The organism is Streptomyces sp. NPDC000229 (assembly GCF_040300825.1).
Lineage (GTDB): Bacteria > Actinomycetota > Actinomycetes > Streptomycetales > Streptomycetaceae > Streptomyces.
The window spans coordinates 1-25,952 of record NZ_JBEPEL010000095.1 but is presented as its reverse complement, the minus strand read 5'-3'; the positions used below and the strand labels follow the sequence as shown (position 1 = coordinate 25,952).

General features: G+C 73.1%; 28 protein-coding genes. 13 read left to right on the top strand and 15 right to left on the bottom strand.

Going from position 1 to position 25,952, the window contains the following annotated elements; genetic code table 11:
• Positions 1 to 162: 162 nt before the first annotated feature.
• Positions 163 to 633 carry a hypothetical protein gene (locus tag ABT360_RS30855; RefSeq protein WP_351823766.1) on the bottom strand — a complete coding sequence of 157 codons (471 nt, stop codon included), beginning with the start codon at positions 631 to 633 and terminating at the stop codon, positions 163 to 165.
• Between the two features lie 48 nt (positions 634 to 681).
• Positions 682 to 1,311, bottom strand: a complete 630-nt coding sequence (locus ABT360_RS30850; protein ID WP_351823763.1) for a TetR/AcrR family transcriptional regulator — start codon at positions 1,309 to 1,311, stop codon at positions 682 to 684.
• Positions 1,312 to 1,393: 82 nt separating this feature from the next.
• Between ABT360_RS30850 and ABT360_RS30845 the strand changes: the two genes are divergently transcribed.
• On the top strand, positions 1,394 to 2,623 hold the full coding sequence (locus ABT360_RS30845; RefSeq protein ID WP_351823760.1) for an FAD-dependent monooxygenase: 1,230 nt from the start codon (positions 1,394 to 1,396) through the stop codon (positions 2,621 to 2,623).
• 10 nt (positions 2,624 to 2,633) lie between these two features.
• Complete coding sequence (locus tag ABT360_RS30840; RefSeq protein WP_351823757.1) at positions 2,634 to 3,542, top strand: Gfo/Idh/MocA family protein; 909 nt, start codon at positions 2,634 to 2,636, stop codon at positions 3,540 to 3,542.
• Here the strand turns inward: ABT360_RS30840 and lnt are convergent.
• The 7 genes from lnt to ABT360_RS30805 all read right to left on the bottom strand — a co-directional run bounded on the left by lnt (position 3,463) and on the right by ABT360_RS30805 (position 8,718).
• Positions 3,463 to 5,064: an apolipoprotein N-acyltransferase gene (gene lnt / locus ABT360_RS30835; RefSeq protein ID WP_351823754.1), complete on the bottom strand. Its 1,602-nt coding sequence runs from the start codon at positions 5,062 to 5,064 to the stop codon at positions 3,463 to 3,465. The genes ABT360_RS30840 and lnt overlap by 80 nt on opposite strands.
• 57 nt (positions 5,065 to 5,121) lie before the next feature.
• Positions 5,122 to 5,580: a nuclear transport factor 2 family protein gene (locus ABT360_RS30830; protein ID WP_351823751.1), complete on the bottom strand. Its 459-nt coding sequence runs from the start codon at positions 5,578 to 5,580 to the stop codon at positions 5,122 to 5,124.
• A 67-nt stretch (positions 5,581 to 5,647) separates the two neighbouring features.
• On the bottom strand, positions 5,648 to 5,863 hold the full coding sequence (locus tag ABT360_RS30825) for a hypothetical protein (protein WP_351823748.1): 216 nt from the start codon (positions 5,861 to 5,863) through the stop codon (positions 5,648 to 5,650).
• Positions 5,864 to 6,140: 277 nt separating this feature from the next.
• Positions 6,141 to 6,272 carry a hypothetical protein gene (locus ABT360_RS30820; protein ID WP_351823745.1) on the bottom strand — a complete coding sequence of 44 codons (132 nt, stop codon included), beginning with the start codon at positions 6,270 to 6,272 and terminating at the stop codon, positions 6,141 to 6,143.
• 216 nt (positions 6,273 to 6,488) lie between these two features.
• Positions 6,489 to 6,668, bottom strand: coding sequence for a hypothetical protein (locus ABT360_RS30815; RefSeq protein WP_351823742.1), 180 nt, complete (start codon positions 6,666 to 6,668; stop codon positions 6,489 to 6,491).
• 76 nt (positions 6,669 to 6,744) lie between these two features.
• The gene (locus tag ABT360_RS30810) at positions 6,745 to 7,620 is read right to left on the bottom strand and encodes an undecaprenyl-diphosphate phosphatase (RefSeq protein WP_351823739.1); all 876 of its coding nucleotides are present in this window, start codon (positions 7,618 to 7,620) and stop codon (positions 6,745 to 6,747) included.
• A 393-nt stretch (positions 7,621 to 8,013) separates the two neighbouring features.
• Positions 8,014 to 8,718: a TVP38/TMEM64 family protein gene (locus tag ABT360_RS30805; protein WP_351823736.1), complete on the bottom strand. Its 705-nt coding sequence runs from the start codon at positions 8,716 to 8,718 to the stop codon at positions 8,014 to 8,016.
• 388 nt (positions 8,719 to 9,106) lie between these two features.
• On the opposite strand from ABT360_RS30805, the gene tuf reads away from it, so the two are divergent.
• Positions 9,107 to 10,276 carry an elongation factor Tu gene (tuf, locus tag ABT360_RS30800; RefSeq protein WP_351823733.1) on the top strand — a complete coding sequence of 390 codons (1,170 nt, stop codon included), beginning with the start codon at positions 9,107 to 9,109 and terminating at the stop codon, positions 10,274 to 10,276.
• 173 nt (positions 10,277 to 10,449) lie between these two features.
• On the opposite strand, the gene ABT360_RS30795 is transcribed toward tuf, so the two are convergent.
• Positions 10,450 to 12,120 carry a tetratricopeptide repeat protein gene (locus tag ABT360_RS30795; protein WP_351823730.1) on the bottom strand — a complete coding sequence of 557 codons (1,671 nt, stop codon included), beginning with the start codon at positions 12,118 to 12,120 and terminating at the stop codon, positions 10,450 to 10,452.
• Between the two features lie 123 nt (positions 12,121 to 12,243).
• On the opposite strand from ABT360_RS30795, the gene ABT360_RS30790 reads away from it, so the two are divergent.
• Positions 12,244 to 13,140, top strand: a complete 897-nt coding sequence (locus tag ABT360_RS30790; RefSeq protein ID WP_444852351.1) for a spermidine synthase — start codon at positions 12,244 to 12,246, stop codon at positions 13,138 to 13,140.
• On the opposite strand, the gene ABT360_RS30785 is transcribed toward ABT360_RS30790, so the two are convergent.
• Together ABT360_RS30785 and ABT360_RS30780 are read right to left on the bottom strand one after the other, a co-directional pair.
• The gene (locus tag ABT360_RS30785) at positions 13,102 to 14,412 is read right to left on the bottom strand and encodes an MFS transporter (RefSeq protein ID WP_351823727.1); all 1,311 of its coding nucleotides are present in this window, start codon (positions 14,410 to 14,412) and stop codon (positions 13,102 to 13,104) included. The genes ABT360_RS30790 and ABT360_RS30785 overlap by 39 nt on opposite strands.
• A gap of 57 nt (positions 14,413 to 14,469) precedes the next feature.
• Positions 14,470 to 15,537 carry a hypothetical protein gene (locus tag ABT360_RS30780; RefSeq protein ID WP_351823724.1) on the bottom strand — a complete coding sequence of 356 codons (1,068 nt, stop codon included), beginning with the start codon at positions 15,535 to 15,537 and terminating at the stop codon, positions 14,470 to 14,472.
• A 105-nt stretch (positions 15,538 to 15,642) separates the two neighbouring features.
• On the opposite strand from ABT360_RS30780, the gene ABT360_RS30775 reads away from it, so the two are divergent.
• The 3 genes from ABT360_RS30775 to ABT360_RS30765 all read left to right on the top strand — a co-directional run bounded on the left by ABT360_RS30775 (position 15,643) and on the right by ABT360_RS30765 (position 19,454).
• Positions 15,643 to 16,095, top strand: coding sequence for a DUF4442 domain-containing protein (locus ABT360_RS30775; RefSeq protein ID WP_351823722.1), 453 nt, complete (start codon positions 15,643 to 15,645; stop codon positions 16,093 to 16,095).
• Between the two features lie 153 nt (positions 16,096 to 16,248).
• Positions 16,249 to 18,714: a beta-glucosidase family protein gene (locus ABT360_RS30770; RefSeq protein ID WP_351823719.1), complete on the top strand. Its 2,466-nt coding sequence runs from the start codon at positions 16,249 to 16,251 to the stop codon at positions 18,712 to 18,714.
• Between the two features lie 68 nt (positions 18,715 to 18,782).
• A complete protein-coding gene (locus ABT360_RS30765) occupies positions 18,783 to 19,454 on the top strand; it encodes a DedA family protein (RefSeq protein WP_351823717.1) in 672 nt (223 codons plus the stop codon).
• A gap of 223 nt (positions 19,455 to 19,677) precedes the next feature.
• Here the strand turns inward: ABT360_RS30765 and ABT360_RS30760 are convergent, their stop codons facing one another.
• The gene (locus ABT360_RS30760) at positions 19,678 to 20,208 is read right to left on the bottom strand and encodes a gamma carbonic anhydrase family protein (protein WP_351823714.1); all 531 of its coding nucleotides are present in this window, start codon (positions 20,206 to 20,208) and stop codon (positions 19,678 to 19,680) included.
• 130 nt (positions 20,209 to 20,338) lie between these two features.
• Here ABT360_RS30760 and ABT360_RS30755 point away from each other — a divergent pair, with 130 nt between their 5' ends.
• A complete protein-coding gene (locus ABT360_RS30755) occupies positions 20,339 to 21,076 on the top strand; it encodes an acyltransferase (RefSeq protein WP_351823711.1) in 738 nt (245 codons plus the stop codon).
• Here the strand turns inward: ABT360_RS30755 and ABT360_RS30750 are convergent, their stop codons facing one another.
• On the bottom strand, positions 21,077 to 21,943 hold the full coding sequence (locus ABT360_RS30750) for a DMT family transporter (RefSeq protein ID WP_351823708.1): 867 nt from the start codon (positions 21,941 to 21,943) through the stop codon (positions 21,077 to 21,079).
• A gap of 92 nt (positions 21,944 to 22,035) precedes the next feature.
• Here ABT360_RS30750 and ABT360_RS30745 point away from each other — a divergent pair, with 92 nt between their 5' ends.
• Both ABT360_RS30745 and ABT360_RS30740 read left to right on the top strand, forming a co-directional pair.
• Positions 22,036 to 22,608 (top strand): helix-turn-helix domain-containing protein, encoded by a 573-nt coding sequence (locus ABT360_RS30745; RefSeq protein ID WP_351823705.1) that lies wholly within the window; start codon positions 22,036 to 22,038, stop codon positions 22,606 to 22,608.
• A gap of 44 nt (positions 22,609 to 22,652) precedes the next feature.
• Positions 22,653 to 23,216, top strand: coding sequence for a YbaK/EbsC family protein (locus ABT360_RS30740; RefSeq protein WP_351823702.1), 564 nt, complete (start codon positions 22,653 to 22,655; stop codon positions 23,214 to 23,216).
• Here the strand turns inward: ABT360_RS30740 and ABT360_RS30735 are convergent.
• The gene (locus tag ABT360_RS30735) at positions 23,203 to 23,625 is read right to left on the bottom strand and encodes a CoA-binding protein (protein WP_351823699.1); all 423 of its coding nucleotides are present in this window, start codon (positions 23,623 to 23,625) and stop codon (positions 23,203 to 23,205) included. The genes ABT360_RS30740 and ABT360_RS30735 overlap by 14 nt on opposite strands.
• A 63-nt stretch (positions 23,626 to 23,688) precedes the next feature.
• On the opposite strand from ABT360_RS30735, the gene ABT360_RS30730 reads away from it, so the two are divergent.
• From ABT360_RS30730 to dnaK, 3 genes are all read left to right on the top strand, one after another.
• Positions 23,689 to 24,327 carry a YigZ family protein gene (locus tag ABT360_RS30730; protein ID WP_351823696.1) on the top strand — a complete coding sequence of 213 codons (639 nt, stop codon included), beginning with the start codon at positions 23,689 to 23,691 and terminating at the stop codon, positions 24,325 to 24,327.
• Between the two features lie 65 nt (positions 24,328 to 24,392).
• Positions 24,393 to 24,767, top strand: coding sequence for a J domain-containing protein (locus ABT360_RS30725; protein WP_351823693.1), 375 nt, complete (start codon positions 24,393 to 24,395; stop codon positions 24,765 to 24,767).
• A gap of 10 nt (positions 24,768 to 24,777) precedes the next feature.
• A partial coding sequence (dnaK, locus tag ABT360_RS30720) for a molecular chaperone DnaK (RefSeq protein WP_351823690.1) occupies positions 24,778 to 25,952 on the top strand: 1,175 nt, incomplete at its 3' end.

Genomic DNA, 25,952 nt, shown 5'->3' with positions numbered 1-25,952 from the left:
GTCGGCCTTCGGCATGAAGATCGTCGCCTACGACCCCTACGTCCAGCCGGCGCGCGCCGCGCAGATGGGGGTCAAGCTCCTCACGGTGGGCGTTCCGCGGGCCCGAGGGGGCGCCCCGCCTGGCCGGGTGGCCGGCCGGGGGCGGTCCTCGTGCGGCGGGGGTCAGTGGCCGTAGGCCTCCCGGCAGAGCTGGGCCTGGCGACTGTCGGGCGCCCAGTCGCCGTAGCTTCGGCCGAGGGCGCATACGTCCGGGACCGTGGCCGGGAGGGAGGGCACGGCCGGGGGAGGGACACGGGGGAGCTGCTCGCGGAGCCGCTCCGTCGACGGGAGCCGGGCCGGTCGGTCGGCGGGTGGCGCGGCGCGCGGGGTGGCGGTCGGCGCGGCGGTCGGCGTGCGGTGGGGCGTGCCCGGGGACGGGGGCCGCGGTGCGGGCGCCTGGGTGGGCGGCAGCGCTGCCTCCAGGGCCTCCCGCGCGGGGCCCTCGACGATCTGCGGCGCGACCTCCTTGGACGGGCGGCTCGTCTCCGGGGCGCCCGGTAGGGGAGATGGGCCCGGGTCCACCGACACGCAGCCGGAGACGGCCGCCACGGCCACGGTCGCCAGGACCTTCGCGGTGATTCTGGTTCGATGCACCCGGTAACTGTGGTCGCTGACCGCCCCCTTGGGGATCGCTACCCGCGGTTATTGCTCCGCACGGGTGATGGTTGTGACCGCCGGATGATCAGCGTCGGCCCCGGGGCGGACGCCGAGCATCCCGTTCAGCAACTCGCCGAACCCCGTGCGCAGTTCCTCCCGGCTCGGTACGGCGGAGTGGAACGAGCCCACCGCGCAGGAGAACATCAGCCCCTCGCACCAGGCCACCAAGGACAGGGTGTGGCGTTCCGGCTGCTCCGATCCGGCCGCTCCCATCAGCGCGGTCAGCGGTCCCCGGAACCGTCGCCCGGTCTCGTCGTAGAACGCGCGCAGCTCGGGGCGCCGGGTCGCCTCCAGCCCCAGCTCGTAGCGCGCGACGAGCAGGTCGCGGTGGCCGGTCAGGTAGCGGTGCAGCGCCAGGGAGAGCGCGTCCACCAGCGCGTCGAGGCCCTCGCCGGGAGCCGGCATCTCCTCCATGGCCAGCACCTGCGCCTCCCGGTCGGCGAGCCGCCGAACCGCCGTCTCCAGCAGCGCCTGCCGGGTGCGGGCGTAGTTGGACGTCGAGCCCTGGGGCAGCCCCGCGGCCTCGTCCACCGCGCGGTGGGTCAGCCCGCGCATGCCCCGCTCCGCGAGCAGGGACAGGGCGGCGTCGGCGATCAGGTCGGCACGTGCGGTCATACGGACAACCTACCGCCCGCACTACATCCGTAGTACGGTGACGATGTCACTACAGATGTAGTTCCGGCCTCCCGGAGGAGCCATGAACAACCGAACCGCCCCGCCCCTGGCCGTCGTCGTCGGAAGCGGCATCGGCGGACTGACCGCCGCCGTCGCCCTGCACCGGCGCGGCTGGCGCGTCACCGTCCTGGAGCGCGCCGGGTCGCTCCAGCCCGTCGGCGCGGGCATCGGCCTGGCGCCCAACTCGCTGCGTGCCCTGGACGTCATCGGCCTCGGTGACGAGATCCGCGCCCTCGCGGCGTGGCAGGGCGACGGCGGCATGCGCGCCCCGAGCGGCCGCTGGCTCGCCCGTACGACCGCGCGGGCCGCGGCCGACCGGTTCGGCGACCCGCTCGTCCTGGTCCACCGGGCCACGCTCATCGACGCCCTCGCCTCCCGCCTGCCGACCGGAACCGTTCGCACCGGCGCGCCCGCCACGCTCACCGCGGCGGGATCGCCCACCACCGGTCGCCGCGCCGTGGTCACCACCCCGGACGGCGACATCGAGGCCGAACTCGTCATCGGCGCCGACGGCATCAACTCCGCCGTCAGGTCAGCCCTGTTCCCCACCCACCCCGAACCCGAGTACGCGGGCCTGACCACCTGGCGCGTCGTCGTCCCCGCCCCCGAACGGCCCTTCCACCCGCACGAGACCTGGGGCCGCGGCGCCCTGTGGGGCACCCAGCCGCTCAAGGACGGCCGCGTCTACGCCTACGCGGCCGCCGCCGCACCGGCCGGAGGCCAGGCCCCCGACGACGAACGCGCCGAACTGCTGCGCCGGTTCGGCACCTGGCACGACCCCGTCCCCGCGATCATCGGCGCCGTCGCGCCCGACCAGGTCCTCCGGCACGACGTCCGCCACCTCACCACCCCGCTGCCCGCCTTCCACCGCGGCCGGACCGCCCTCCTCGGCGACGCCGCCCACCCCATGGCGCCCACCCTCGGGCAGGGCGGGAACCAGGCCATCGAGGACGGCATCGTGCTCGCCCACCACCTGCCGCCCCAGCACGACATCGGCGCCGGCCTCGCCGCGTACTCCGCCGCGCGCATCCCCCGCACCACCGGCATCGTCCGCAAGTCCGCCCGCATCGCCCGGCTGGTGTCCCTGACCAGCACCCCGGCCGTGACCATCCGCGAGACCCTGATGACTCTCGCCCGCTTCGGCCCCGGCCTCGCGCTGCGCACCTTCGACGGCATCGCCGACTGGCGGCCTCCCCAGCACACGTATTCTGACCGGGCGCAGGGGCGTGAGGACAGGTGCGTACGGCGATAGGGAGAGCACTGTGAAGATCGGCTGCATCGGACTCGGCGACATCGCACAGAAGGCGTACCTGCCGGTGCTCGCCACCGTCCCGGGCGCCGAACTGCACCTCCAGACCCGCACCCCGGCAACCCTCACACGGGTCGCCGAGACCTACCACGTGCCCGCCGGCCGGTGTCACTCCGACCTGGACTCGCTGCTCGCCGCCGGGCTCGACGCCGCGTTCGTGCACGCCCCGACATCCGTGCACGCCGAGATCGTGACCCGGCTGCTGGAGGCGGGGGTGCCGACGTACGTCGACAAGCCCCTGGCGTACGAACTCGACGACTCCCGGCGCCTGGTGCAGCTCGCCGAGCGGCACGGCGTCAGCCTCGCCGTCGGCTTCAACCGCCGCCTCGCACCGGCCTACGCGCAGTGCCTGGACCACCCGCGCGAGCTCATCCTCATGCAGAAGAACCGGATCGGCCTGCCCGAGGACCCGCGCACCCTCGTCCTCGACGACTTCATCCACGTCGTCGACACGCTGCGCTTCCTCCTGCCCGGCCAGGTCGAGCACACCGACGTACGTGCCCGGATCCGCGACGGCCTCCTGCACCATGTCGTGCTCCAGCTGTCCGGCGACGGCTTCACCGCGATCGGCATGATGAACCGGATGAACGGCTCCACCGAGGAGATCCTCGAAGTGTCCGGGCAGGACACCAAGCGCCAGGTCCTCAACCTCGCCGACGTCATCGACCACAAGGGCCAGCCCAGCGTCCGGCGGCGCGGCGACTGGGTGCCGGTCGCCCGCCAGCGCGGCATCGAACAGACCGTGCACGCCTTCCTCGACGCCGTACGGGCCGGGAAGACCCTCAGCGCCCGGGACGCACTCGCGACCCATGAGGTGTGCGAACGGGTGGTACGGGAGTGTCTGGAGCAGGCCGCCGCCTGACCACCCGGCGACCCTCGACGGCGCACAGCGCGGCCAGCACGGCCAGCGCCCCGTACACGGGCCAGTCACCGAACCGGACGTACGGAGTCGTCCCGTCGGCCAGTGGAACCTCGTACACGGCGGCCGCACTGCGGTCCGTACCGAGCGGGGCGCCGACGCGGCCACCGTCCGGCCCGTACACCGCGCTCACGCCGGTCAGCGTCGCGTGCACCATCGGCCGCCCGGTCTCCGCCGCCCGCAGCGCCGCCAGCGACGCGTGCTGCCCGGGCGCCCAGCTGTGCTGGAACGTCGACGTCGCCGACTGCGCCACCAGCACCTGCGCCCCCTCACGGGCCAGGTGACGGCTCATGTCGGGGAACGCCGTCTCGAAGCAGACGAGCGGGCCCAGCCGCAGCCCCCGCTCCCCGACCGTCATCACCACCGGACGCTCGCCGCGCCTGCGGTCCTCGGTGGCCGCCTTGCCCACCGAGGTGGCCCAGCCCAGCACCGACCGGAACGGGACGTACTCGCCGAACGGCACCAGCCGCATCTTGTCGTACCGGTCACCGGTCGTGCCCTCGGGATCCACCAGGACGCTGCTCTTGTAGATGCCCGGCCGGTCCGAGCGGCGCGCGTCCACATTGACCAGTACCTCGGCGCCGACCTCACGGGAGAGCGCCGCCAGCCGGTCCGTGTACTCCGGCCGTGCCGTCAGGTCCGCGCCGACACTGCTCTCGCCCCACACCACCAGGTCCACGTCGCCCCGGCCGGCCAGCTCCCGCGTCAGCTCCTCGCCCCGCGCGAACCGCCGCTCCGCACCGCCCACCCCGTTGATCACACCCGGCTGTACGACGGCGACCCGGACCACCTGCCCGGTCGGCTGTGGGGCCGGCACCCACCACGCCGCCGCCCCCACGGCGACCGCGCACACCACGAGTCCGGCGACCGCCGTCGCACGCAGGGTGCGAACCGACGCCAGCAGGGTCACCGCCGTGTTGACCGCCACCACGAGCAGGGTCACCAGCCACACGCCGCCCAGCGACGCCACCCGCAGCGCGGGCGGCACCTGCCACTGGCTGGCCCCCAGCAGGCCCCACGGGCCGCCCAACCCCTCCCAGGACCGGACCAGTTCGACCATCAGCCAGCCCGACGGCACAACGGCGAGAGCGGCCGCTCCACGCGCGCGTGACGGTGCCCCGGCGAGCATCAGCCGCACCAGCGGACCCCACGGCGCCCACAACAGCCCGACCAGCGCGGCCAGCAGCAGGATGAACACATGCAGGCTCGGCATCAGCCAGTGATGGACGGCCAGCATGAAACCGATGCCGCCCAGCCAGCCGTCCAGGGCCGCGCGGCGGCCGGTGGGCGCCGTACGGATCAGCAGCATCCAGGGCACCAGCGCGACGTACGCCCACCACCACAGGGACGGCGCCGGAAACGCGAGCGCGGGCAGCGCCCCGGCCCCCACGGCGGCCGCGCCCCGCCACCACGGGGACCTCAGCACTCGCCCCGTACCGCCCTGGCCGCCGGCCGCATTCCGCATCCCGCGTCTCCTCACGCAGTGGAGGCACCCCTGACGCCTCCAGTGTGCGGGAGCCGGTCATTCCGCCGACAGTACGCCCGGAGCGCGTCTCCACTTCTCGTGCACCACCACCGTGCGCAGCCGCCACCCGCCGTCGGTGCGCACCAGGGCGAACGTGTACCGCCCGCCCGAGACGAAGTCGTCCCCCGCCTCCATGCGCATGGGGTTCACATAGTCGGCCAGTGCCTCGGCGCTGTCGCCCGGGTAGCCGCCCAGGTCCTCGATGTCCACCCGCCGGTTGACGATGAGGTGCTGGCGTACCGGGAACAGCCGCATCGTCTCCGCCAGCCAGTCCGCGACCTCACCCGCCCGGCCCGCGACGCCGCCCGCGCCCCGGTAGTCGGCGTGCCCGTCCACCGTGAACAGCTCCCGGTAGGCGGACCAGTCCGCGTCGTCCACCGCCACCGCGTACCGGGTGACCACTTCGTCGATGGCGAACCGGTCCATCACGGTCGCGAGGTCCACGCGCTGCGTCATCGCTTCAGTGTCGGCCAGCGGGAGCCGCGGGCCAAGAGCCCTGCACGCCCGTCCTGAGCAGCGGCCTTCACGCCGCTTCCCAATGGTGGGCCCGGCCACCGCGCCACTCCACGAGGTGCGGGTCGTCCAGCGAGATGTCGGCCTCGTCCAGCCCGGCGCGGCGGAGGAACTCGACGAGGTCCGCGTCGTTGTGGGCGAGCCCCACGATCCGACCGCGTATGGTCACGCGCCGCCCACCGCCGGGGGAGGGGCGGTGCCCGACGACGGGTGCCTGCCAGGCCATGGCACCAGGGTGCGCCGCACGGCGCGTGATCGCAGCCGGGATGACGCACCCGCGACGCGGTTCACACGGGGTGTGAACGGAATGCGTGCATATATGCGCCGCGCGCCCTCGCGCCGACCCGCCTGGCGCGGGACGCTCTCCGTACGTGTTCGGGACGGAGGACCCGGGCATCGGGCCGCCGGTCACCCCCCTGCCGGCGGCCCCGCCCATGCCCGGAACCCGGACCGCCAAGGTTCCGGACCGCCCGCGGCTTCGGACCGCCGGCGGCCCCGGCCCGTCACGGAGCGAGGTCCCGCCACTCCGGTACGGCGGGACGGTACGGCGGGAGTGCGGACGGCCTCGTCGAGATCGAGTCGTCGATGCCCGAGAGCCGGCGGCCGGCCACGGCGACGACCGGGCAGACGGCCATGGACCCGATCGACGGCAGGGGGAGCGGCGCCGGTTCGCCGGACTCGGCGTTCGGGCGGCAGCCTCAGGAGCGGCTACGGCGCGGCTGTCCGGGCCCCGGCATGAGCAGCGGTCCGGTGACGAAGACCTGCGCCGGGGATGCGTCGCAGCGCCGGACGAGGCGGGCCTGGGGACAGGCGGCCCGCGGCGAGGCGGCCTGCGGCGACGCCGGCGGGTGCTACGCGGCCCGCGCGACGTCGCCCCGTTGCGACGTCCGGGCCCACTGGAGAACCAGGGCGCTGTAGATCCGCTGCTCGTCCGCCGACAGCTGCCCGCCGGAGCGCACCCACAATTCCCGGATCGCCGCGTTCAAGGCGTCGGCATCCGGTGTGGGCAGCTCGGCTGGGGATCGGGTCATGGCACCCAGCGTAGGCGGAGGGGCGGGCGGTCCGGCTACTTCCGGGGCCCTTTTGTGACGAAGCTCCCGCGCCGGGTCAGCCGCCCGACTCCCCGGCGTGCGGGCTGAGGACACCCAGCCCGACCAGTGCGAACAGCACCAGTCCGAGCAGGATCCGGTAGATCACGAACGGCATGAAGCTCCTGGTCGTGATGAACTTCATGAACCACGCGATGACCGCGTAGCCCACAGCGAAGGCGATGACCGTCGCGAAGATCGTCGGGCCCCAGGACACATGCCCGCCCTCGCTCGCGTCCTTCAGCTCGAAGAGGCCGGACGCCAGTACCGCCGGGATGGCGAGCAGGAAGGAGTACCGGGCCGCCGCCTCACGGGTGTAGCTCATCAGCAGGCCGCCGCTGATGGTCGCTCCGGACCGGGACACGCCGGGGATCAGCGCCATCGCCTGGCACATGCCGAAGATGAGGCCGTCCCTCACCCCCAGGTCCTTCAGCGTCTTCCGTTCCGGCGCGGCACGGTGCCGCCCGCCCTCCTCGACGCGGGCCGCGAGCCGGTCGGCGATGCCCAGGACGATGCCCATCACGATCAGGGTGGTGGCGATCAGGCGCAGATCACGGAAGGGGCCCTCGATGTGGTCCTTGAGGGTGACGCCCAGCACACCGATCGGGATCGAGCCGACGATGACCAGCCACCCCATCTGTGCGTCGTGGTCGCTGCGCATCGCCTTGTTCGTCAGCGAGCGGAACCAGGCGGAGACGATCCGCGAGATGTCCCTGCGGAAGTAGATCAGTACGGCCGTCTCGGTACCGATCTGGGTGATCGCCGTGAACGCCGCGCCCGGATCGTGCCAGCCCGCGAAGGCCGCGGTGAGGCGCAGGTGGGCGCTGGACGAGATGGGGAGGAACTCCGTCAGCCCCTGGACAAGTCCGAGGATGAGCGATTCGAACCAATTCATGGGGCTAGGGCCGTCCCGAATGTGCTCGTGCGGTCAATGAGGGGGCCGTTGATCGACGGCCGGTCGGTGCGCAGCGTACAGCCCTTAGATGAATGAGCCCCTCTCAGGTCTCGACAGAGCCCGCCGTCGTCCAGCCGGGAGCCCGCACATGCGGGGGTCAGGGTGTCGCCGCGGGCCTCCTCGCCGCAGCAGCCGCAGACCACGACCGGGCGGAGCGGGGCACGGCACGCGTGCTCGACCACCGTCGGCGGCTCGTCGTGTACGGGACCTTCTCCAGGATGCCCGCGTCGACGAGGCGGCGGAGGCGGGCGGTCCCGAGCGCCTCGCCCCCGAGCACCCCGCCCCCGAGCGTGCGGACCGGGAGCCGCCCCCGGATCTTCGGCGCCGTGAAACCTACTGGCCGCGCAGGCGGTGCCGCTTGCACCAGGCGACCACCGCCGCGGCCGTCCCGCTCACCACGATGAACCCCATCGCGAACAGGAAGGCGGGCGAGGTCGGCGACGCTGCCTCGCTCCCCGCCACCACGTACGCCGCCGTGTTCGGGATGGACCCGAGCCCGGTGGCCAGCAGGAACGGGAGGTACCCCATCCGCGACACCGCGGCGCAGTAGTTGGCGGCGGCGAACGGCACCCCGGGGAACAGCCGGATCGCGAGCATCGAACGGAACCCGTGCCGGCTCAGCTGCCCGTCCGCCGCCTTCAGCCAGCGCCCCCGCAGCAGCGGCCGCAGCGCGTCCTGCCCCAGCAGCCGCCCCAGCGTGAACGCGATCCCCGCGCCCAGCACCGTCCCGGCGACAGCCGCGACGAGCCCCGCCTGCGAGCCGAACAGCGCACCGGCCGCCAGGTTCAGGATCGGCCTCGGCACGAAGGCGGCGGTGCACAGGCCGTACGCCAGCGCGAACAGCACCACCGCGCCCGCACCGCTCACCTGCGGCGGCCAGCCCGCCGACAGCAACCGCTGTGGCTCGTACAGCACCACCGTCACCGCCGCGGCCGCGAGAACCAGGAGCAGCAGCGACAGCCGCGACCAGGGCGACAGCAGAGCGCGGGAACAGCGGACGGCGAGACCGGCCTGGGGCCTGGCTACGGGGTCGAGCATCCGGGGAGACTAACCGACGGCGCCCCGTGATCGCCGTAACGCCCGCCTCACGCACGATCCGCCCGCCTCGCCGGCCCCACCGGCACCACCGGCCCCGCACACCACGAAATTCGGTCGACGCGCACTTCGCGCTGAGCCATGATCAGCGCATGTTCCGGTACGCCTTCCCCGCAGCGCCGTCCGCAGTCGCGGACGCGCCGAAGGCTGCCGCATTCGCTGTCCCGGCCGTTCTCGACGGCGCCCGAAGCTGACCCTTCCCGGATCGTCCGGTGGACCCCGCAGGGGGAGGGTCGGCAAGGCCCAGGGGTCCCTCCCCCAAGCTCTCGGCTTCGCTCGAGCAGGGGGGACCCCCATCGCTTCTTGTTCCGGGAAGGAACCGCAGACAGCCATGCCCAAGACGGCATACGTGCGCACCAAGCCGCACCTCAACATCGGCACCATGGGCCACGTCGACCACGGCAAGACCACTCTGACCGCCGCCATCACCAAGGTCCTCAGCGAGCGCGGGACCGGCACCTTCGTGCCGTTCGACCGGATCGACCGGGCGCCCGAGGAGGCGCAGCGCGGTATCACCATCAACATCGCGCACGTCGAGTACGAGACCGACACCCGCCACTACGCGCACGTCGACATGCCCGGCCACGCCGACTACGTCAAGAACATGGTCACCGGGGCCGCCCAGCTCGACGGAGCCATCCTCGTCGTCTCCGCGCTCGACGGGATCATGCCGCAGACCGCCGAGCACGTCCTGCTCGCCCGCCAGGTCGGCGTCGACCACATCGTCGTCGCCCTCAACAAGGCCGACGCGGGGGACGACGAGCTCACCGACCTCGTGGAGCTGGAGGTGCGGGAGCTGCTCAGCGCGCACGGGTACGGCGGCGACGCCGTCCCCGTCGTACGGGTCTCGGGGCTGAAGGCCCTGGAGGGCGACCCGCGCTGGACGGGCGCCATCGAGGCGCTGCTGGACGCCGTGGACACGTATGTGCCCATGCCCGTGCGGTACGTGGACGCGCCGTTCCTCCTGCCGGTCGAGAACGTGCTCACCATCACCGGCCGCGGCACGGTCGTCACCGGCGCCGTCGAGCGCGGCACGGTGCGGATCGGCGACCGGGTGGAGGTGCTCGGCGCGGACACGGAGACGGTCGTCACCGGTCTGGAGACCTTCGGCAAGCCCATGGACTCCGCCCAGGCCGGGGACAACGTGGCGCTGCTGCTCCGCGGCGTCCCACGCGACGCGGTACGCCGCGGCCATGTGGTGGCGGCGCCCGGCAGTGTCGTACCGAGCAGGCGCTTCACCGCGCAGGTGTACGTCCTGTCCGGGCGCGAGGGGGGTCGTACCACCCCCGTCACGACCGGGTACCGGCCGCAGTTCTACATCCGGACCGCGGACGTCGTCGGTGACGTCGACCTCGGTGAGGCGGCCGTCGCGCGCCCCGGTGACACGGTCACCATGACCGTCGAACTGGGCCGTGACGTCCCCCTGGAGGCGGGCCTCGGCTTCGCGATCCGCGAGGGCGGCCGCACCGTCGGCGCCGGGACGGTGACGGAAGTGCTCTGACACGCCCCTTCGTCCGGTGCCCCACCGCCCGGCGGTGAGCCCCGGTCAGGTGGGGCGCTCGACGCCCTTGCGGGGGGATGCGGTCCGCGGCAGCACACAGGGGTGGGCTGCCGCGGACCGCGGGCGCAAGGACCGGGCTGTTCGGGGCGAGCGGCCCGGCCCCGCCGGCGCCGTCACCCCGCCAGCGCCGCCTCCACGGCGGCCAGCTCCTCGTCCGGGTCGGCCATCCGGGCCAGCACGACGAAGTCGTCCGGGCTGTAACGGGTGCGCACGTCGTCGTCCCAGCGTGCGGCGGCCGTCCGCAGCGGCTCGACGGCCTCCGCGAGACGGCCCAGCCGGTGCAGGACCAGTCCGTAGTACCCCGCGGCCTCCGTCCCGTACGAGGAGTCGCCGCCTTGTTCCCAGGCCAGGCGGAGAAACGGTTCCGCCTCGGCGTACGCGCCGCGCTGGGCCTTCAACCTGCCCGCGAGCATGGCGTTGAGCGGTGACCCGTCGTCCGCCGCGCGCACGTACCAGCGCTCGGCCTCCTGGTAGTCCTTGTGGTACTCGGAGAGCCAGCCCATCTCGTTGCACGCACCGTGGTGGCCCGCCTCGGCGGCCTGCCAGTACCAGTGGTCGCGCAGGACGGGCTTGCGCAGTGACCCGTACAGCTCCGCGAGGTCGTACGCGGCCTCGGGGTCGCCCGCCAGCGCGGCGGGCTCGATCCAGCGGACCAGGTGGCGGTCGGCCGCTCCGGCCCAGTCGCCGAGGATCTTCCCGTACGCGTACGAGGCGTGGACGTCACCCGCTTCCGCCCGCTCGCGGAGCCCGGGCAGCCGGCGCAGGTCCTTGCCGGGAGCGGTCGTGCCGCCCTCGCGGATCGCGGCGATCCGGTCGAGCTGCGCGACGACGTCCTCGTCGTCCTCCCCGACCTCCCGGAACCACCGTTCGGCCTCCTCGAACCGCCGCTGCCGCTTGCAGAGGAGGCCGAGGTTCCACTGGGCGGGCGGGTGCCCGTCGGCGGCCGCGAGGGCGTACCAGTGCTCGGCGTCGCCGAGGTCGCCGCGCTGCTCGTGCAGGACTCCCAGGGCGTAGGCGGCGCCTTCGTAGCCCTCCTCGTGGGCCTGGACCAGCAGGAGGCGTGCCTCGGGCCAGGACGCGTCGCCGGCGGTCTCCGTGAGGAACACGGCGTGGTCCACGCGGGCGGAGGCGCTGAGCGCGGAGGCCCTGCGGTAGTAGCCCGCGGCCTCGGTGGTCAGGCCCGGGTAGTCGCGGAAGTGCTTCTCGAGGTCGAACAGCGGGCGCAGCGCCTCGGCCGCGGCGTCCCCGTCCGCGGCGGCCTCGGCGGCGTCGAGGTCCGCCGCGACGCGGTCGAAGTCCTCGCGGATCGACTCGAAGAGCTTCACCCAGCGGAAGACCGCGATGTCACCCAGGTCGATGTCGCTCATCAGGAATTTCGGCGCTTCGTCGAGTCGCCCCTCGGCCGCGAGCAGCTTGCCGAGCTCGATCTTGCAGTTCAGACTGCGGCCCTGTTCCCAGCCGCGCCGGAACCATTCGGCGGCCTCGGGGTCACCGTTCTCCTTGAGCAGCACCCCGAGTCCGTAGGCGCAGTCCGCGTTCCGGTCGGCGACGGCGCGGTAGAGCGCCTCCGCCGCCGGCCGGTCGCCCCGGATCTTCCGGTACCGGGCAAGGGTGTAGTGCGAGAAGGCGTCGCCCGCCGCCACCGCCCGCTCCCAGTACGGGATGCCTTCGTCCACGTGATGGCCGAGCACGAAGAAGTCGGTGTGCCGGCGGGCGGTCTTCGCGTCACCGGCGAGCGCGGCGGCGACGAGCGCCTCCCCGCGGGCCTGTATGTCTTGCGTCATGATCCGCATCGTGCCAGGTGCGACCAATGACGCACCAACGTACGGCCGTTGGGCTCCCGTCCGGACCCGGGTGACCGTCCGTCCGCACCCGAGGCGCCGGGTGCGGACGGGCGGCCGTCACCCATGCGGAGGCCGCCGCCGCCGTGTGGGCACAATGAGGCGGTGAACCAGCCCCGGCCCGAGCCCCTGCCCGTCCTCCGCGCTGTCGACCACGGCACCGCCAAGCTCATGCCCGACGTGGACCGCGACCGGGCCTGGCTGCTCACCATCGGCGGCGCGCCACAGTCGTACGTCGACCTGGACGACCCGACGCACCTGGAGTTCGAGTACGCCCGCCGGCTCGCCCACGCGGTGGACTGCGCGGCGCCCGAAGGCGAGCCGCTCGACGTGGTGCACCTGGGCGGCGGGGCGCTCACCCTGCCCCGCCGGCTGGCCGTCACCCGGCCCGGCTCCCGCCAGGACGTCGTCGAGGCCGACCGGGGGCTCATCGCGCTGGTGGCCGAGCACCTGCCGCTGCCGGCCGGTTGCGGGATCACCGTGCACGGCGCGGACGCCCGGGCCTGGCTGGAGGCGGCGCCCGCGCGGTCGGCCGACGTGCTGATCGCGGACGTCTTCGGCGGGTCGCGGGTGCCCGCGCACCTGACGTCCCTCGCCTACGCGCGGGCCGCGGAGCGGGTGCTGCGACCGGACGGGGTCTACGTGGCCAACCTCGCGGACGGCGCGCCCTTCGGGTTCCTCCGCTCCCAGCTGGCGACCTTCGCGGCCGTGTTCGAGCACCTCGCGCTGATCGCCGAGCCCGGCGTGCTGCGCGGCCGGCGGTTCGGCAACGCCGTGCTCGTCGCCTCGCACCGGGAGATCGACACCGCGCGCCTGGCCCGGCGGGCGGCCGCCGACGCCTTCCCGGCGCGCGTGGAGCACGGTGCGTCGCTGGCCCGGTTCACGGGCGACGCGCGGGCCGTACGGGACGAGGACGCGGTCGCGTCACCCGAGCCGCCCGACGGGGCCTTCGGCATCGGCTGATCTCCGGTCCGCCCGACCGGTGACCTCCTTCGTGCGCCGCGTCAAATTGCGTACGTCGGGCACCAGTAGCACCAGCGCCGTCACCAGCACCACCAGTGCCGCGCAGCCCCACAGCGCCTGGGACCGCCCGAACAGGTTCTCCGCCGGTCCGGCCAGCGCCGTCGACAGCGGCAGCATCGCCGTCGAGCCGAACCAGTCGTACGCCGAGACCCGCGACAGCTTGTCCTCCGGGATCTCCTGGTGCAGGGCGGTCATCCACGCGACACCGAAGATCTCCAGCGAGACACCGCAGACGAACATGGCCGCGATCAGGCCACCCACCGGAAGCGGCACGGCCAGTGCGGCGGACGGCAGCGCCAGCGGGAAGACACACAGGGTGCCGACCAGGAGCATCCGGCGCGGCTTCCAGCGCATGGCCAGCAGCGCGCCGCCGACCGTGCCCGCGCCGAACGCCGCGAGGGCCAGGCCCCATGGCCGGGCGCCGCCCAGCTCGTCCTTGGCGACCAGCGGCCCGTACACGGACTCGGCCGCCCCGACCACCGCCACGACCACCGAGAACTGCGCCACGATCGCCCAGAGCCAGGGCCGCCCCGCGAACTCCTGCCAGCCCTCCCGCAGATCGGACAGCAGCCCGCCCCCGGGCTCGCGCTTCGCGATGTGACTGACGTCGAGGAAGGCGCGCAGCGCGCCCGCCACGGCGAACGCCGCCGCGTCGACGGCGAGCACCCAGCCGGGACCGAACGCGGCGATCATCGCGCCGCCGAGCGCGGCACCACCGATGCCCGCGCCGTTCATGGCCATCCGGAAGAGTGCGAAGGCGCGGCCGGCCTGTTCCCCGCTGACGCTGGACATCAGCATGCCCTCGGCGGCCGGGTTGAAGAACGCCTGCCCCGTGCCGCACAGGGCGGTGAGCAGCATCATCTGCCACAGCTGCGGATCGCCCGCCAGGACCAGGACGGCGAAGACGGCCTGGGAAGCGAAGTTGAGCGCGTTGGCGGCGACCATGACCCGATGGCGGGGGAGCCGGTCGGCGATCGCGCCGCCTATGAGCAGGAAAAGCACGAGGGGCAGGGTGCGGGCCGCCGCGACCAGGCCCACGTCACCACTGTCCCCGCCGGACTCCAGCACCGCGAACGCCGCCGCGATCAGCGCACCGTGGGTGCCCAGGTTGGTGACGATCGTGGCGGCGGTCAGCAGGGTGTAGTTGCGTCCGGCCCACTCGGGGCGCCGGGGACACAGGCGCCTTCGGGGCGCGTTGGCGGGAGTACTCACTCCGGGACTATCCCCGGAGAGGCACTCCCGTGCCAAACCGATGACGGCCCGGAACGATCAGGACCCGCCCTCTGCCAGTCGTACCGTTGCGAGGATCTTCTGGATGGTGGCCTCCGGCACCTCGCCCGCCACGCCGGTGTTGGCGTACAGGACCCAGCTGACGAAGTCACCCTTGGAGTTCTTGAAGGAGAAGGCGATGGACTTGCCGTCCGTGTCGCACTTGCTCTCCTTCTTGGTGTTCAGGGCGGTCGCCGTGGCGACGTGTCCGGTCAGCCCGGACGTGGTCGTGTACGGCACGGCCTTGGTCACCTTGACGGTGCCCTTGGGCTCGGTCTGCGCGTAGCCCGCCCACACCCAGTTGCCCGCCTCGTTGTAGGCCGCCTCGGCGGTGTCCTTCGCACCCTGGCCGCCCTTGGTGCCGACCATGGCGAGGCCGTTCTCCTCCTGGCGGCCGTCCTTGTTGGCGTCCTCCACGCACCACTTGCTCTTGTACTCGGCCGGGGCGGACATCATGACGACGGAGCTGCCGTCGCCCTTCTTCTCGTCCTCGAAGCCGACGCTGGTCCCCGCACCGACGACTTCCCAGTCGGCCGGCACGTCGAACTGGGCGCTGCGCTTGGGGTTGTGGACGACCTTCCACCCGGGGAAGGTGGGCTGGGCCCCGCCGGAACCGTCGCGCGGGTTGTCGGTCGGCGAGGGGGCGGCCTCGGAGGACTTCGGCGCGCTCGGCGCGGGCTTGGGGTCCCCGCCGGCCGTCGTCTTCTTGTCGTCGTCCTTCAGCACCAGGAACCCGGTGACACCGGCGGCCACGACCACGGCGGTCGCCGCGACGATCGCGACGATGGTCGTCTTCTTCTTGTCGTCGGCGTTCCGCGGCGGCGGCAGCGGCGCGCCCGGCGGCTGACCGGGCACCTGGTACTGCGGCACGGTCGGCTGCTGGTACGGGTTGGGCTGCTGGTACCCGGGCGGGCCGGGCTGCCCGGGCTGCGGGTAGCCGTAACCGGGCTGCGGCGGCGGAGTGCCGGGCTGCTGGTACGGGTTGGGCTGCGGGTACCCCGGCTGCTGGTACGGGTTCTGGTCCTGCGGGTTCTGCTCGCCCCCGGGCGGCTGCTGTCCTGGCCACATGGCGAGTAACCATAGAGGGGCCCGGTGACGGGTGCCACGCCCGCCCCCATGAGGAGGCGCCCCGCATGGCTTCCCGCGCTTGCTACTGCCTGGTAACTTCAGGGCATGTCCGAGACCCTGCCGAACATCGGCGAGATGCTGCTGGCCACCGTTCCCATGGCCAAGACCCTGAACCTGGAGGTCGTCGAGGCGACCGCCGAGCGCGCGGTGCTCCGCCTCCCGGACCAGGGCGCATTCCACAACCACGTCGGGGGCCCGCACGCGGGCGCGATGTTCACGCTGGGCGAGTCCGCCAGCGGTGCCATCGTCATCGGCGCGTTCGGTGACCAGATGAACCGGGCCGTGCCGCTCGCCGTCAAGGCCGAGATCGGCTACAAGAAGCTCGCCATGGGCCCCGTCACCGCCACCGCGACGCTCGGCCGCACCAAGGCCGAGGTCGTCGCCGAACTGGACGCCGGCCGGCGCCCCGAGTTCCCGGTGAACATCGCGATCACGCGCGAGGACGGCGCGGTGACGGGCGAGATGACCATCATCTGGACCCTCCGCCCCCACTCCTGACCCCACCCGTCCGTACGCGCGTGGACACGCTTCGCGCGCGCGTGGTCGGACGCGCGCGTGAATACCGCCCCCGCACCCCTCTTCGGGTGCGGGGGCGGCCCTGTCCCACGGCACATCACCTGAAATGCCACGTCTCACGCGCATAGTTCGCCTATGTCAGAAAACCTCTCACGCAGGACCACGCTCCGCCTGCTCACCGGAGCGGCCGCCGTCGCGGCGGCCACCACCGGCCCCCTCCCCGCTCCGGTCCGCGCCGCCGAACCACCCACCGCCGGTGGCCGCGTCGACGACCTGCTCGCCCGGCTCACCCTCGACGAGAAGCTCGGCTTCCTGCACGGCGCCAAGGACCCCCGCAGCCTCGGCCAGGCCGGCTGGATCCCCGGCGTACCGAGGCTCGGCATCCCGCCCCTGCGACTCGCCGACGGCCCCGCGGGCGTACGTGTCAGGGCCCACGCCACCGCACTGCCCGCCCCCGTGATGCTGGCGAGCGCCTTCGACCCCGGCCTCGCCCACGACTACGGCCGCGTCATCGGCCACGAAGGCCGGGCGCTCGGGCAGGACGTCCTGCTGTCGCCCATGGTCAACCTGATCCGCACCCCCTACGCCGGACGGAACTTCGAGACGTTCAGCGAGGACCCGCTGCTCACCTCCGACCTCGTCGCCGAGGAGATCCAGGGCATCCAGGACGAGGGCCTGATCGCCACCGTCAAGCACTTCGCCCTCAACAACCAGGAGAAGGACCGCACCACCGTCGACGTACGGATCGGCGAACAGGCCCTGCACGAGACGGAACTGCGCGGCTTCGAGGCCGCCGTCGCCGCCGGCACCGGAGCGGTCATGGGCGCCTACAACAAGGTCGACGGCGCCCACGCCTGCGAGAACCGGGCCCTGCTCACCGGTGTCCTGCGCGAGCAGTGGGGATTCGACGGCTGGGTGATGAGCGACTGGGACGCCACCCACAGCACCGTCCCGTCCCTCACCGCCGGCCTCGACATGGAGATGCCCGCCGGCCGCTGGTTCGGCGACGCGCTGAAGAAGGCCGTCCTGGACGGCACCGTCCCCGAGGACGCCGTCGACCGCTCCGTACGCCGGATCCTCACCGTCATGGGCCGCTTCGGCCTCCTCGACGGCACCGCACCCGCCCGCCCCGCCGCCCGGGACCGGGAGTCCGGGGCGCGCCTCGCGTACCGGGTCGCCGTCGCGGGCGCCACCCTGCTGCGCAACGAGCACGCCACCCTCCCGCTCACCGGGCCCGCCGCCCGCTCCGTCGCCGTCATCGGCCCCACCGCCACCGTCCCCTTCGCCTCCGGCGGCGGCAGCGCCCACGTCGTACCCGACCGGGCCGAGCGCCCACTCGACGCCATCACCGCCCGGGCGGGCGACGGCGCCCGGGTCACGTACGCCCTGGGCGAGGACCTCTACGGCAAGCCCCTCCCCGTCCGCGGGGCGGCCTTCGAAGGACAGCACGTCCGCCCCGGACGGACCTACACCTACGAAGGCACGCTCGACCTCGACGAACCCGACGAGTGGACCTTCCTCGTCCACTACGACGGCGAACGCCCCAAGGTCGTCCTGGACGGCACCGAACTCTTCGCCGCCCAGGACCGCGAGGCCGAACTCTTCGCCGGCTTCGGCCTCGTCTCCACCGCCCCCGACGGCCTGAAGGTCCGCCGCCGCACCCTCCGCCTCACCGCAGGACGCCACACCCTGCGCGTCACCGCCACCGGCGGCGCCCAGGGACAGCTGTTCCGGCTGCGCCGCATCACCACCGCCACCCGCGCGGCGGACGTCGCCGAAGCGGTACGCGCGGCCCGCGCCGCGCACAGCGTGGTGCTGTTCGCCTACGAGGACGCCGCCGAGGGCCGCGACCGGACCACCCTCGCGCTGCCCGGCCACCAGGAGGCGCTCATCGACGCGGTGACCGCCGCCAACCCCCGTACCACCGTGGTCCTCAACACCTCGTCCGCCGTCACCATGCCGTGGCTGGACCGCACCGGCGCAGTGCTCCAGATGTACTACCCGGGCCAGGAAGGCGCCGCCGCCACCACCGCCGTGCTCTTCGGGGACACCGACCCCGGCGGCCGCCTCACCCAGACCTTCCCGGTCTCCGACACCCGCCACCCCATGGCCGGCAACCCCCGCCGCTACCCCGGCAGCGGCGGGATCCAGGAGTACTCCGAGGGCGTCCGCACCGGCTACCGCTGGTACGACGCCGAGGGTGTCGAGCCGCTGTTCCCCTTCGGGCACGGCCTGTCGTACACCACCTTCGCGTACGCCGGGCTCACCGTGACCCCCGCGACCGGCGGCGGCCTCACGGCGCGCTTCACCGTCCGCAACACGGGGCGGCGCACCGGCGTCACCGTCGCCCAGCTGTACGTCGGCCCGTCACCGGACCTGACGCTGGACCAGCCGACCCGGATCCTCGCCGGCTACCGGCGCATCGAGCTGCGCCCGGGCCAGTTCCGGCACGTCACGGTCCCGATCACCGCCCGGACCCTGTCCTCCTGGGACCCGGTACGCCACACCTGGGCGCTCGGAACGGGCACCCGAACCGTCCGGCTGGGCACCTCCTCGCGCGACCTCCTGCTCACCGCTCGGGCGGAGGTCCTCCCCCTGTGACCAGATAGGCTGCCCGGCGTGCGCGGCCGCACGCCGGGCAGCACGGAACGACGACGGAGGAACCGGCTTTGCACGTCCAGGAGTGGCTCGAGACCGTTCCCGCGGTCAGCATCTACGTCCTGGTGGGCGTGGTGATCGGGCTGGAGAGCCTCGGCATCCCACTGCCGGGCGAGATCGTCCTCGTCAGCTCGGCGCTGCTCGCGTCCCAGCACGGCGACATCAACCCGTACATCCTGGGCGCCTGCGCCACGGCCGGCGCGATCATCGGCGATTCGATCGGCTACGCCATCGGCCGCAAGGGCGGCCGGCCGCTGCTCGCCTGGCTGGGGGGCAGGTTCCCCAAGCACTTCAGCGAAGCGAACATCGCGATGGCGGAACGGTCGTTCGAGAAGTGGGGCATGTGGGCCGTCTTCTTCGGGCGGTTCGTGGCGCTCCTGCGGATCTTCGCCGGGCCGCTCGCGGGTGTGCTGCGCATGCCGTACTGGAAGTTCGCCATCGCCAACGTCTTCGGCGGCATCCTCTGGGCGGGCGGCACCACGGCCGTCATCTACTCGGTCGGCGTGGTGGCCGAGGCGTGGCTGAAGCGCTTCTCCTGGCTGGGCCTCGTCCTCGCCGTCCTGGTGGGCCTGACGTCCATGCTGATCCTCAAGAACCGCGCCAAGAAGGCGGCGGCCCAGGCCGAGGTCCGGTCGGCCGCCGAAGTCGCCACCCGCGAACCGGTCGGCGCCGCCGCGGACTGACGACGGCGCGGCTGGGGGTCCCCCGTGCCTCCCGGGCGCAGGCCGCCGACCGCGAGGGTGAGCCCGGAGGGCCCCCGGGCCACCGGCAGGTACCCCCGTCCCTGCTGCAGGTACCACCGCCGTGCCCCCCCCCGCAGCCCGGCGAGGCCTCCGCCACCGCCCGGGCGGCGGGCGGCCGCGGGCGCATCCGGCCGGCGGTGCACCCACCGGCCGAGGCCGGCCGTCAGGACGAATGCGCCTCGCCGTGGGCGCGGGCGAGCTCCAGGTACATCGCGGCGTTCAGCTTGATGCCCTCACGCTCCTCGTCCGTCAGCTCCCGCTTGACCTTGGCGGGCACGCCCGCGACCAGGGAGCCCGGCGGGACGCGCATGCCCTGTGGCACCAGCGCCTGCGCCGCGATCAGCGATCCGGCGCCGATGTGGGCGCCGTTGAGGACCGTGGCGCCCATGCCGACCAGGACGTCGTCCTCGACGGTGCACCCGTGCAGGACCGCGTTGTGGCCGACCGAGACGCGTTCGCCGACCGTGACGGGGAACCCCGGATCCACATGTACGGTGCAATTGTCTTGCACATTGGAGTCGGCGCCCAGGACGATCGGGCCGCAGTCGGCCCGCAGGACGGCGTGGTACCAGACGCTCGACCCGGCCGCCATCGTCACCTCGCCGACCACCACGGAGGTCGGCGCGGCGAACGCGTCCGGGTGCACATCCGGCTCCTTGCCGCCCACTCCAGTGATCAACGGCCGCTCTGTCATCGTCTGCTCCTCGGTTCCGCACGTCGCGCCAGGGGAACGTTAGGCGACGGCGACCACGGCGGCGACGGTGGGGCGAACATCACAGCGCGTGGCGCAGGTCGGGCGTGACCTGGCCGATTACCGTGGCCGGGTGCCGAAGAACAGAAACACGTTCTCATCCCTGGCCGCCTGGCGGCGCCGGGTCCTCAGCCGGGCCGTGCACGGCGGCTGGCGATGGGTGCAGGAGACGGGCGCCGTCACCGCCGAGCGTCCCGGGCGGCTGCGCTTCCGCCGGCTCGGCCCCGGCACCCGGCTGGCGTTCCCGCAGGGCACGGTGTTCGGCGAGGAGTGGATCGAGCTGGGCGACCACTGCATCATCGCCGAGCAGGTGACGCTCACCGCCGGGATGATGCCCGGGCTGGACCTCGGGCCCGACCCGATCCTGACCCTCGGCAACGGCGTCGTCCTCGGGCGCGGCAGCCATGTCGTCGCCGACGCGCCGGTGACCATCGGCGCGGACACCTTCTGCGGGCCGTACGTCTACATCACCTCGACCAACCACAGTTACGACGACCCCCACGAGCCCGTCGGCAGGCAGTGGCCGCGCTCCGAACCGGTGGAGATAGGTCCCGGCTGCTGGCTCGGCACCGGCGCGGTGATCCTCCCCGGCGCCCGGCTCGGACGCAATGTGGTGGTCGCCGCGGGCGCCGTCGTACGCGGCGAGGTGCCCGACCACGCGGTGGTGGCCGGGGCGCCGGCCCGTGTCGTACGGCGCTGGGACGCCGAGAGCGGCTGGCAGCCCCCGCTGCGTACGCCCGCCCCCGTACCCGTCCCCGAAGGGATCACGCCGCAGCAACTGGTCGCGCTGGCCGAGCTGGACGACGCCTGATCAGCCGGCCGCCAGCAGCACCGTGCCGACCAGTGCCAGTCCCGCCCCGGCGGCCTGCACCGCGCGCAGCCGCTCCTTGAGGACGCCTCGCGCGGCGAGCGCCGTCACCACCGGGTAGAGGCTGGCGAGCACGGCGGCGACGGTGACCGGACCGTTCTGCGCGGCGATCGCGTACGTCCCGTTGGCCGCGACGTCCGCCAGCCCGACGAACGCCAGCGCGGGCAGCGACGCCCACACCACCCGCATCCCGCCGTCCTCCGGCAGGGCCCGCCCGCCCCGCTTCACCGAGACGCACAGCGCCGCCCCGCCGACCGCGACATTGGTGACGCGCTGCACGAACAGCGCGAGGAACAGCCCGGTGAGAGTGGTGGACGCCTCGGCGATCAGGGCCATCACCGAGCCGAACCCGAACGCGGCGACCAGCGTCAGCAGCACCGCCTGCCGCTGCACCGGCGCCCCGCGCAGCTCCGGTCCGCCCGCCAGGACGACGCCCACGACCGCCACCCCGATGCCCGCGAACTGGAGGAGTCCCGGCCGGTCGCCGACCAGCAGACCCACCGACACGGGGACGAGGACACCGAGCGAGCCGAGGGGCGAGACCACGCCCATCGGGCCGAGGGCGAGGGCCTTGTAGAAGGCGAGCATGGCCGCCGGCCCCACGGCCCCGGCCGCCACCGCGTACCAGAGCCCGGGTCCCGCCTCGCTCCAGCCGCCGGTCGCGACCACGATGGCGCCCAGGACGGCGACCGCGATGACCTGCGAGGCGACGACCACCGTCAGCGCGGGCGTGCGCCGTGAGAGCAGCCCGCCGCCGAAGTCGGCCAGCCCCCACAGGACGCTGGTGGCCAGGGCGAACAGTGCTGTCATGGCTTCCTCGCAGTACAGTGCGGTGAACGTTGGGGTGCAGCACACCGTAGTGCAACTCATTGAACTATGTCATTCAAAATATTGGACGGAATGTGTCGGACCTGGACCAGCTCACGCAGTCGCTCGCCCGCAACCTCAAGCGCTGGCGCGGCGAGCGGGGCTTCACCCTCGACGCCCTCGCCGCCCGCGCGGGCGTCAGCCGGGGCATGATCATCCAGATCGAGCAGGCCCGTACGAACCCCAGCGTCGGCACCACCGTCAAGCTCGCCGACGCGCTGGGCGTCTCCATCACCACCCTCCTCGACTACGAGCAGGGCCCGCACGTCCGCCTCGTACCGCAGGAGCAGGCGGTACGGATGTGGTCCACCGACAAGGGCAGCAGCACCACCCTCCTCGTCGGCGCCGAGGCCCGCGGCCCCCTCGAACTGTGGGCCTGGACGCTGATGCCCGGCGACGTCAGCGCTTCCGACCCGCACCCTGACGGCACCACCGAGCTGCTCCACGTCACCGCGGGAGAGCTCACCCTCGTCGTGGACGGGGTGGACCACCGAGTACCGGCCGGAACCTCCGCCGTCTTCGAGTCCAACGTCCCGCACGCCTACCGCAACGACGGCGAGGAGACGGTCGAGATGACCATGGCCGTCTCCATCCCGCCCGTACGCTGAGACGGCCAACCGGCCCCGGGGCGAGCGCTGTTGGCGTGACGCACATGCGCGCACCGATCGGAGACTTCGGCCACGCCCGACCCCTCCCCGACTGCCTCGACCGGCTCACCGCACCCGTCGCCGACGCGGTACGGGCCTGGCGGGGGACCGTGCCCGCCGATCAGCTGCTGTACGTCGACACCGACCCCGCGATCGCCGACACGGCCGTCTTCGTCGAGCACCACGGGCGCGACCTGCTGGACACATCCGCCGACTGCGTGGTGGTGGCGGGCAAGCGCGGCGGCGAGACGTCGCTCGCGGCGTGCGTCGTCCTCTCCAGCACCCGCGTCGACGTCAACGGTGCCGTACGCAGGCAACTCGGCGCCCGGAAGGCGTCCTTCGCGCCCATGGACACGGCGACCGGCGAGACCGGCATGGAGTACGGAGGGATCACCCCCATCAGGCTGCCCGCCCACTGGCCGCTGCTCGTGGACGCCGCGGTCGTCGACACCGAGTGGGTCCTCATCGGCAGCGGCCGGCGCAGGGGCAAGCTCATCGTGCCCGGCAAGACCTTCGCGGAACTGCCGGGCGCGGTCGTCCTCGACGGACTCGGGGTCAGCGCGGGCTGAGCAGCGGGATCTCGATCGCGGGGCAGCGGTCCATCACCATGTCGAGCCCGGCCGCCCGGGTCCGCTCGTACGCCGCCTCGTCGATCACCCCGAGCTGGAACCACACCGCCTTGGCACCCTTCGCCACCGCCTCGTCCGCGACGGCCCCCGCCAGGTCGCTGTTGACGAACACGTCCACGACGTCCACCGGGAACGGGATCTCCGCGAGCGAGGCGTACCCCTGCTCCCCGTGGACCGTCTCCGCCTTCGGGTGCACCGGCACGACGCGCTTGCCGAACCGCTGGAGGACGGCGGCGACGCCGTAGGCGGCGCGGGACCGGTTGGTGGACAGCCCCACCACCGCCCAGGTGTCACCGGACTCGGTGAGGATCCTGCGGATGGTGTCCGCTTCCGGCGTCTCGCTCGGCACGTCTGCCTCCTGCGCGTGAGGTCGTCGTCTCTTACCCCGCCACGGTACGCATAGGGTGGCGGGATGCAGGAGCAGTACCGGACGGTCGCCCACGAGGGCGTGCACGAGACCGAGATCAACCGATCGCGCTTCATCTGCGCCCTCGCGCCCGCCGCGACCGAGCAGGAGGCGCAGGAGTTCGTCGCACGCGTCCGCAGGGAGCACCCGACCGCCACCCACAACTGCTTCGCGTACGTCATCGGCGCCGACGCCGCCGTGCAGAAGGCGAGCGACGACGGCGAGCCGGGCGGCACGGCCGGTGTTCCCATGCTGCAGATGCTCATGCGCCGCGAGGTCCGGTACGTCGCCGCCGTCGTCACCCGCTACTACGGCGGCGTGAAACTCGGCGCGGGCGGGCTCATTCGCGCCTACGGCGGTGTGGTGGGCGAGGCGCTCGACGCGCTCGGCACCCTGACCCGGCAGCGCTTCCGCCTGGCCACCGTCACCGTCGACCACCAGCGGGCCGGGAAGCTGGAGAACGACCTGCGGGCGACCGGCCGCGCCGTGCGCGACGTGCGGTACGCCGAGGCCGTCACCATCGAGGTCGGCCTGCCGGACGCCGACGTCGACACCTTCCGCGCCTGGCTCGCGGACGCGACGGCCGGGACCGCCTCGCTGGAGTTGGGCGGCGAGGCGTACGGCGACGCGAACCCCGCGAAGTGAGCACCTTGACACGCGCCTGACGACGTTCTATGCACATTTTTGAGGACGTCAGTGAGGTGAGAACCGTGGCGGGCCGGGACCACTACGCCGTACTCGGGGTGGAGCCGATGGCTTCGGCCGACCAGATCGCCTCCGCCTACCGCAGGCGGGTGCGCGCCCTGCACCCCGACGCCCACCCCGACCGCACCGACCGGGACGACGCCGAGCGGTCGGCCGCCCGGGAGCAGTTCGACGACGTGGTGGCGGCCTACGGAACCCTGCGCGATCCGGCCCGGCGTGCCGCGTACGACGAAGCCCGGCGGGCGCGCCGGGGCCGCGCCGTGCGGCGCGTGCCGGCCGAGGACCTGCTGTGGGCCGGGCCGACCCGGGTGGAACCGGTGGACGCGACGGCGCGGCGCCGCACGGTCCTGGACCTCCTGTGGGAGTGGACGGTGAGCTGAGGAGACGGCGATGGCACGCGCAGTGGGTATCGACCTCGGTACCACGAACTCGGTGGTCAGCGTTCTGGAGGGCGGCGAGCCGACGGTGATCACCAACACGGAGGGCGCCCGCACCACCCCCTCCGTGGTCGGCTTCGCGAAGAACGGGGACGTCCTGGTCGGTGAGGTCGCCAAGCGGCAGGCCGTGACCAACGTCGACCGCACGGTGCGGTCCGTGAAGCGGCACATGGGCGAGGCGGACTGGCGCTTCCCCGAACAGGGCGACATCGACGGCAAGCGGTACACGGCCCAGGAGATCTCCGCGCGGGTGCTGCAGAAGCTCAAGCGGGACGCGGAGGGCTACCTCGGCGAGGACGTGAAGGACGCCGTCATCACGGTGCCGGCGTACTTCAACGACTCCCAGCGCACGGCCACCAAGGAGGCGGGTGAGATCGCCGGCCTCAACGTCCTGCGCATCGTCAACGAGCCGACGGCCGCCGCCCTCGCGTACGGCCTGGACAAGGAGAGCGACCAGACCATCCTGGTCTTCGACCTCGGTGGCGGCACCTTCGACGTCTCGCTGCTGGAGATCGGCGACGGCGTCGTCGAGGTCAAGGCGACCAACGGCGATACGCACCTGGGCGGCGACGACTGGGACCAGCGGGTCGTCGACCACCTGACGCAGCGGTTCAAGAGCGCGTACGGCATCGATCTGACCAAGGACAAGATGGCCACGCAGCGCCTCCGGGAAGCCGCCGAGAAGGCCAAGATCGAGCTGTCGGCGACGACCGAGACCACGATCAGCCTGCCGTACCTGAGCGCGTCGGCCGAGGGGCCGCTGCACCTGGACGAGAAGCTCAGCCGCGCCCAGTTCCAGCAGCTGACGGCCGACCTGCTGGAGCGCTGCAAGACGCCGTTCCACAACGCCGTCAAGGACGCCGGCATCAAGGTGTCCGACATCAACCACGTCATCCTGGTCGGCGGCTCGACCCGTATGCCGGCGGTCACCGAACTCGTCCGCGAACTGACCGGCAAGGATCCGCACAAGGGTGTGAACCCGGACGAGGTCGTCGCCATCGGCGCCTCGCTCCAGGCCGGTGTCCTCAAGGGTGAGGTCAAGGACGTCCTGCTCCTCGACGTGACCCCGCTGTCCCTCGGTATCGAGACCAAGGGCGGCATCATGACCAAGCTGATCGAGCGCAACAC

Excerpts from the sequence above, each read along its gene's own strand:
- ABT360_RS30850 (WP_351823763.1), bottom strand. The coding sequence starts at position 1,311 with ATGACCGCACGTGCCGACCTGATCGCCGACGCCGCCCTGTCCCTGCTC.
- ABT360_RS30845 (WP_351823760.1), top strand. The coding sequence starts at position 1,394 with ATGAACAACCGAACCGCCCCGCCCCTGGCCGTCGTCGTCGGAAGCGGC.
- lnt (WP_351823754.1), bottom strand. The coding sequence starts at position 5,064 with ATGCGGAATGCGGCCGGCGGCCAGGGCGGTACGGGGCGAGTGCTGAGG.
- ABT360_RS30830 (WP_351823751.1), bottom strand. The coding sequence starts at position 5,580 with ATGACGCAGCGCGTGGACCTCGCGACCGTGATGGACCGGTTCGCCATC.
- ABT360_RS30825 (WP_351823748.1), bottom strand. The coding sequence starts at position 5,863 with ATGGCCTGGCAGGCACCCGTCGTCGGGCACCGCCCCTCCCCCGGCGGT.
- ABT360_RS30820 (WP_351823745.1), bottom strand. The coding sequence starts at position 6,272 with ATGGCCGTCTGCCCGGTCGTCGCCGTGGCCGGCCGCCGGCTCTCGGGC.
- ABT360_RS30815 (WP_351823742.1), bottom strand. The coding sequence starts at position 6,668 with ATGACCCGATCCCCAGCCGAGCTGCCCACACCGGATGCCGACGCCTTG.
- ABT360_RS30810 (WP_351823739.1), bottom strand. The coding sequence starts at position 7,620 with ATGAATTGGTTCGAATCGCTCATCCTCGGACTTGTCCAGGGGCTGACG.
- ABT360_RS30805 (WP_351823736.1), bottom strand. The coding sequence starts at position 8,718 with ATGCTCGACCCCGTAGCCAGGCCCCAGGCCGGTCTCGCCGTCCGCTGT.
- tuf (WP_351823733.1), top strand. The coding sequence starts at position 9,107 with ATGCCCAAGACGGCATACGTGCGCACCAAGCCGCACCTCAACATCGGC.
- ABT360_RS30795 (WP_351823730.1), bottom strand. The coding sequence starts at position 12,120 with ATGACGCAAGACATACAGGCCCGCGGGGAGGCGCTCGTCGCCGCCGCG.
- ABT360_RS30790 (WP_444852351.1), top strand. The coding sequence starts at position 12,244 with ATGCGGAGGCCGCCGCCGCCGTGTGGGCACAATGAGGCGGTGAACCAG.
- ABT360_RS30780 (WP_351823724.1), bottom strand. The coding sequence starts at position 15,537 with ATGTGGCCAGGACAGCAGCCGCCCGGGGGCGAGCAGAACCCGCAGGAC.
- ABT360_RS30775 (WP_351823722.1), top strand. The coding sequence starts at position 15,643 with ATGTCCGAGACCCTGCCGAACATCGGCGAGATGCTGCTGGCCACCGTT.
- ABT360_RS30770 (WP_351823719.1), top strand. The coding sequence starts at position 16,249 with ATGTCAGAAAACCTCTCACGCAGGACCACGCTCCGCCTGCTCACCGGA.
- ABT360_RS30760 (WP_351823714.1), bottom strand. The coding sequence starts at position 20,208 with ATGACAGAGCGGCCGTTGATCACTGGAGTGGGCGGCAAGGAGCCGGAT.
- ABT360_RS30750 (WP_351823708.1), bottom strand. The coding sequence starts at position 21,943 with ATGACAGCACTGTTCGCCCTGGCCACCAGCGTCCTGTGGGGGCTGGCC.
- ABT360_RS30740 (WP_351823702.1), top strand. The coding sequence starts at position 22,653 with ATGCGCGCACCGATCGGAGACTTCGGCCACGCCCGACCCCTCCCCGAC.
- ABT360_RS30730 (WP_351823696.1), top strand. The coding sequence starts at position 23,689 with ATGCAGGAGCAGTACCGGACGGTCGCCCACGAGGGCGTGCACGAGACC.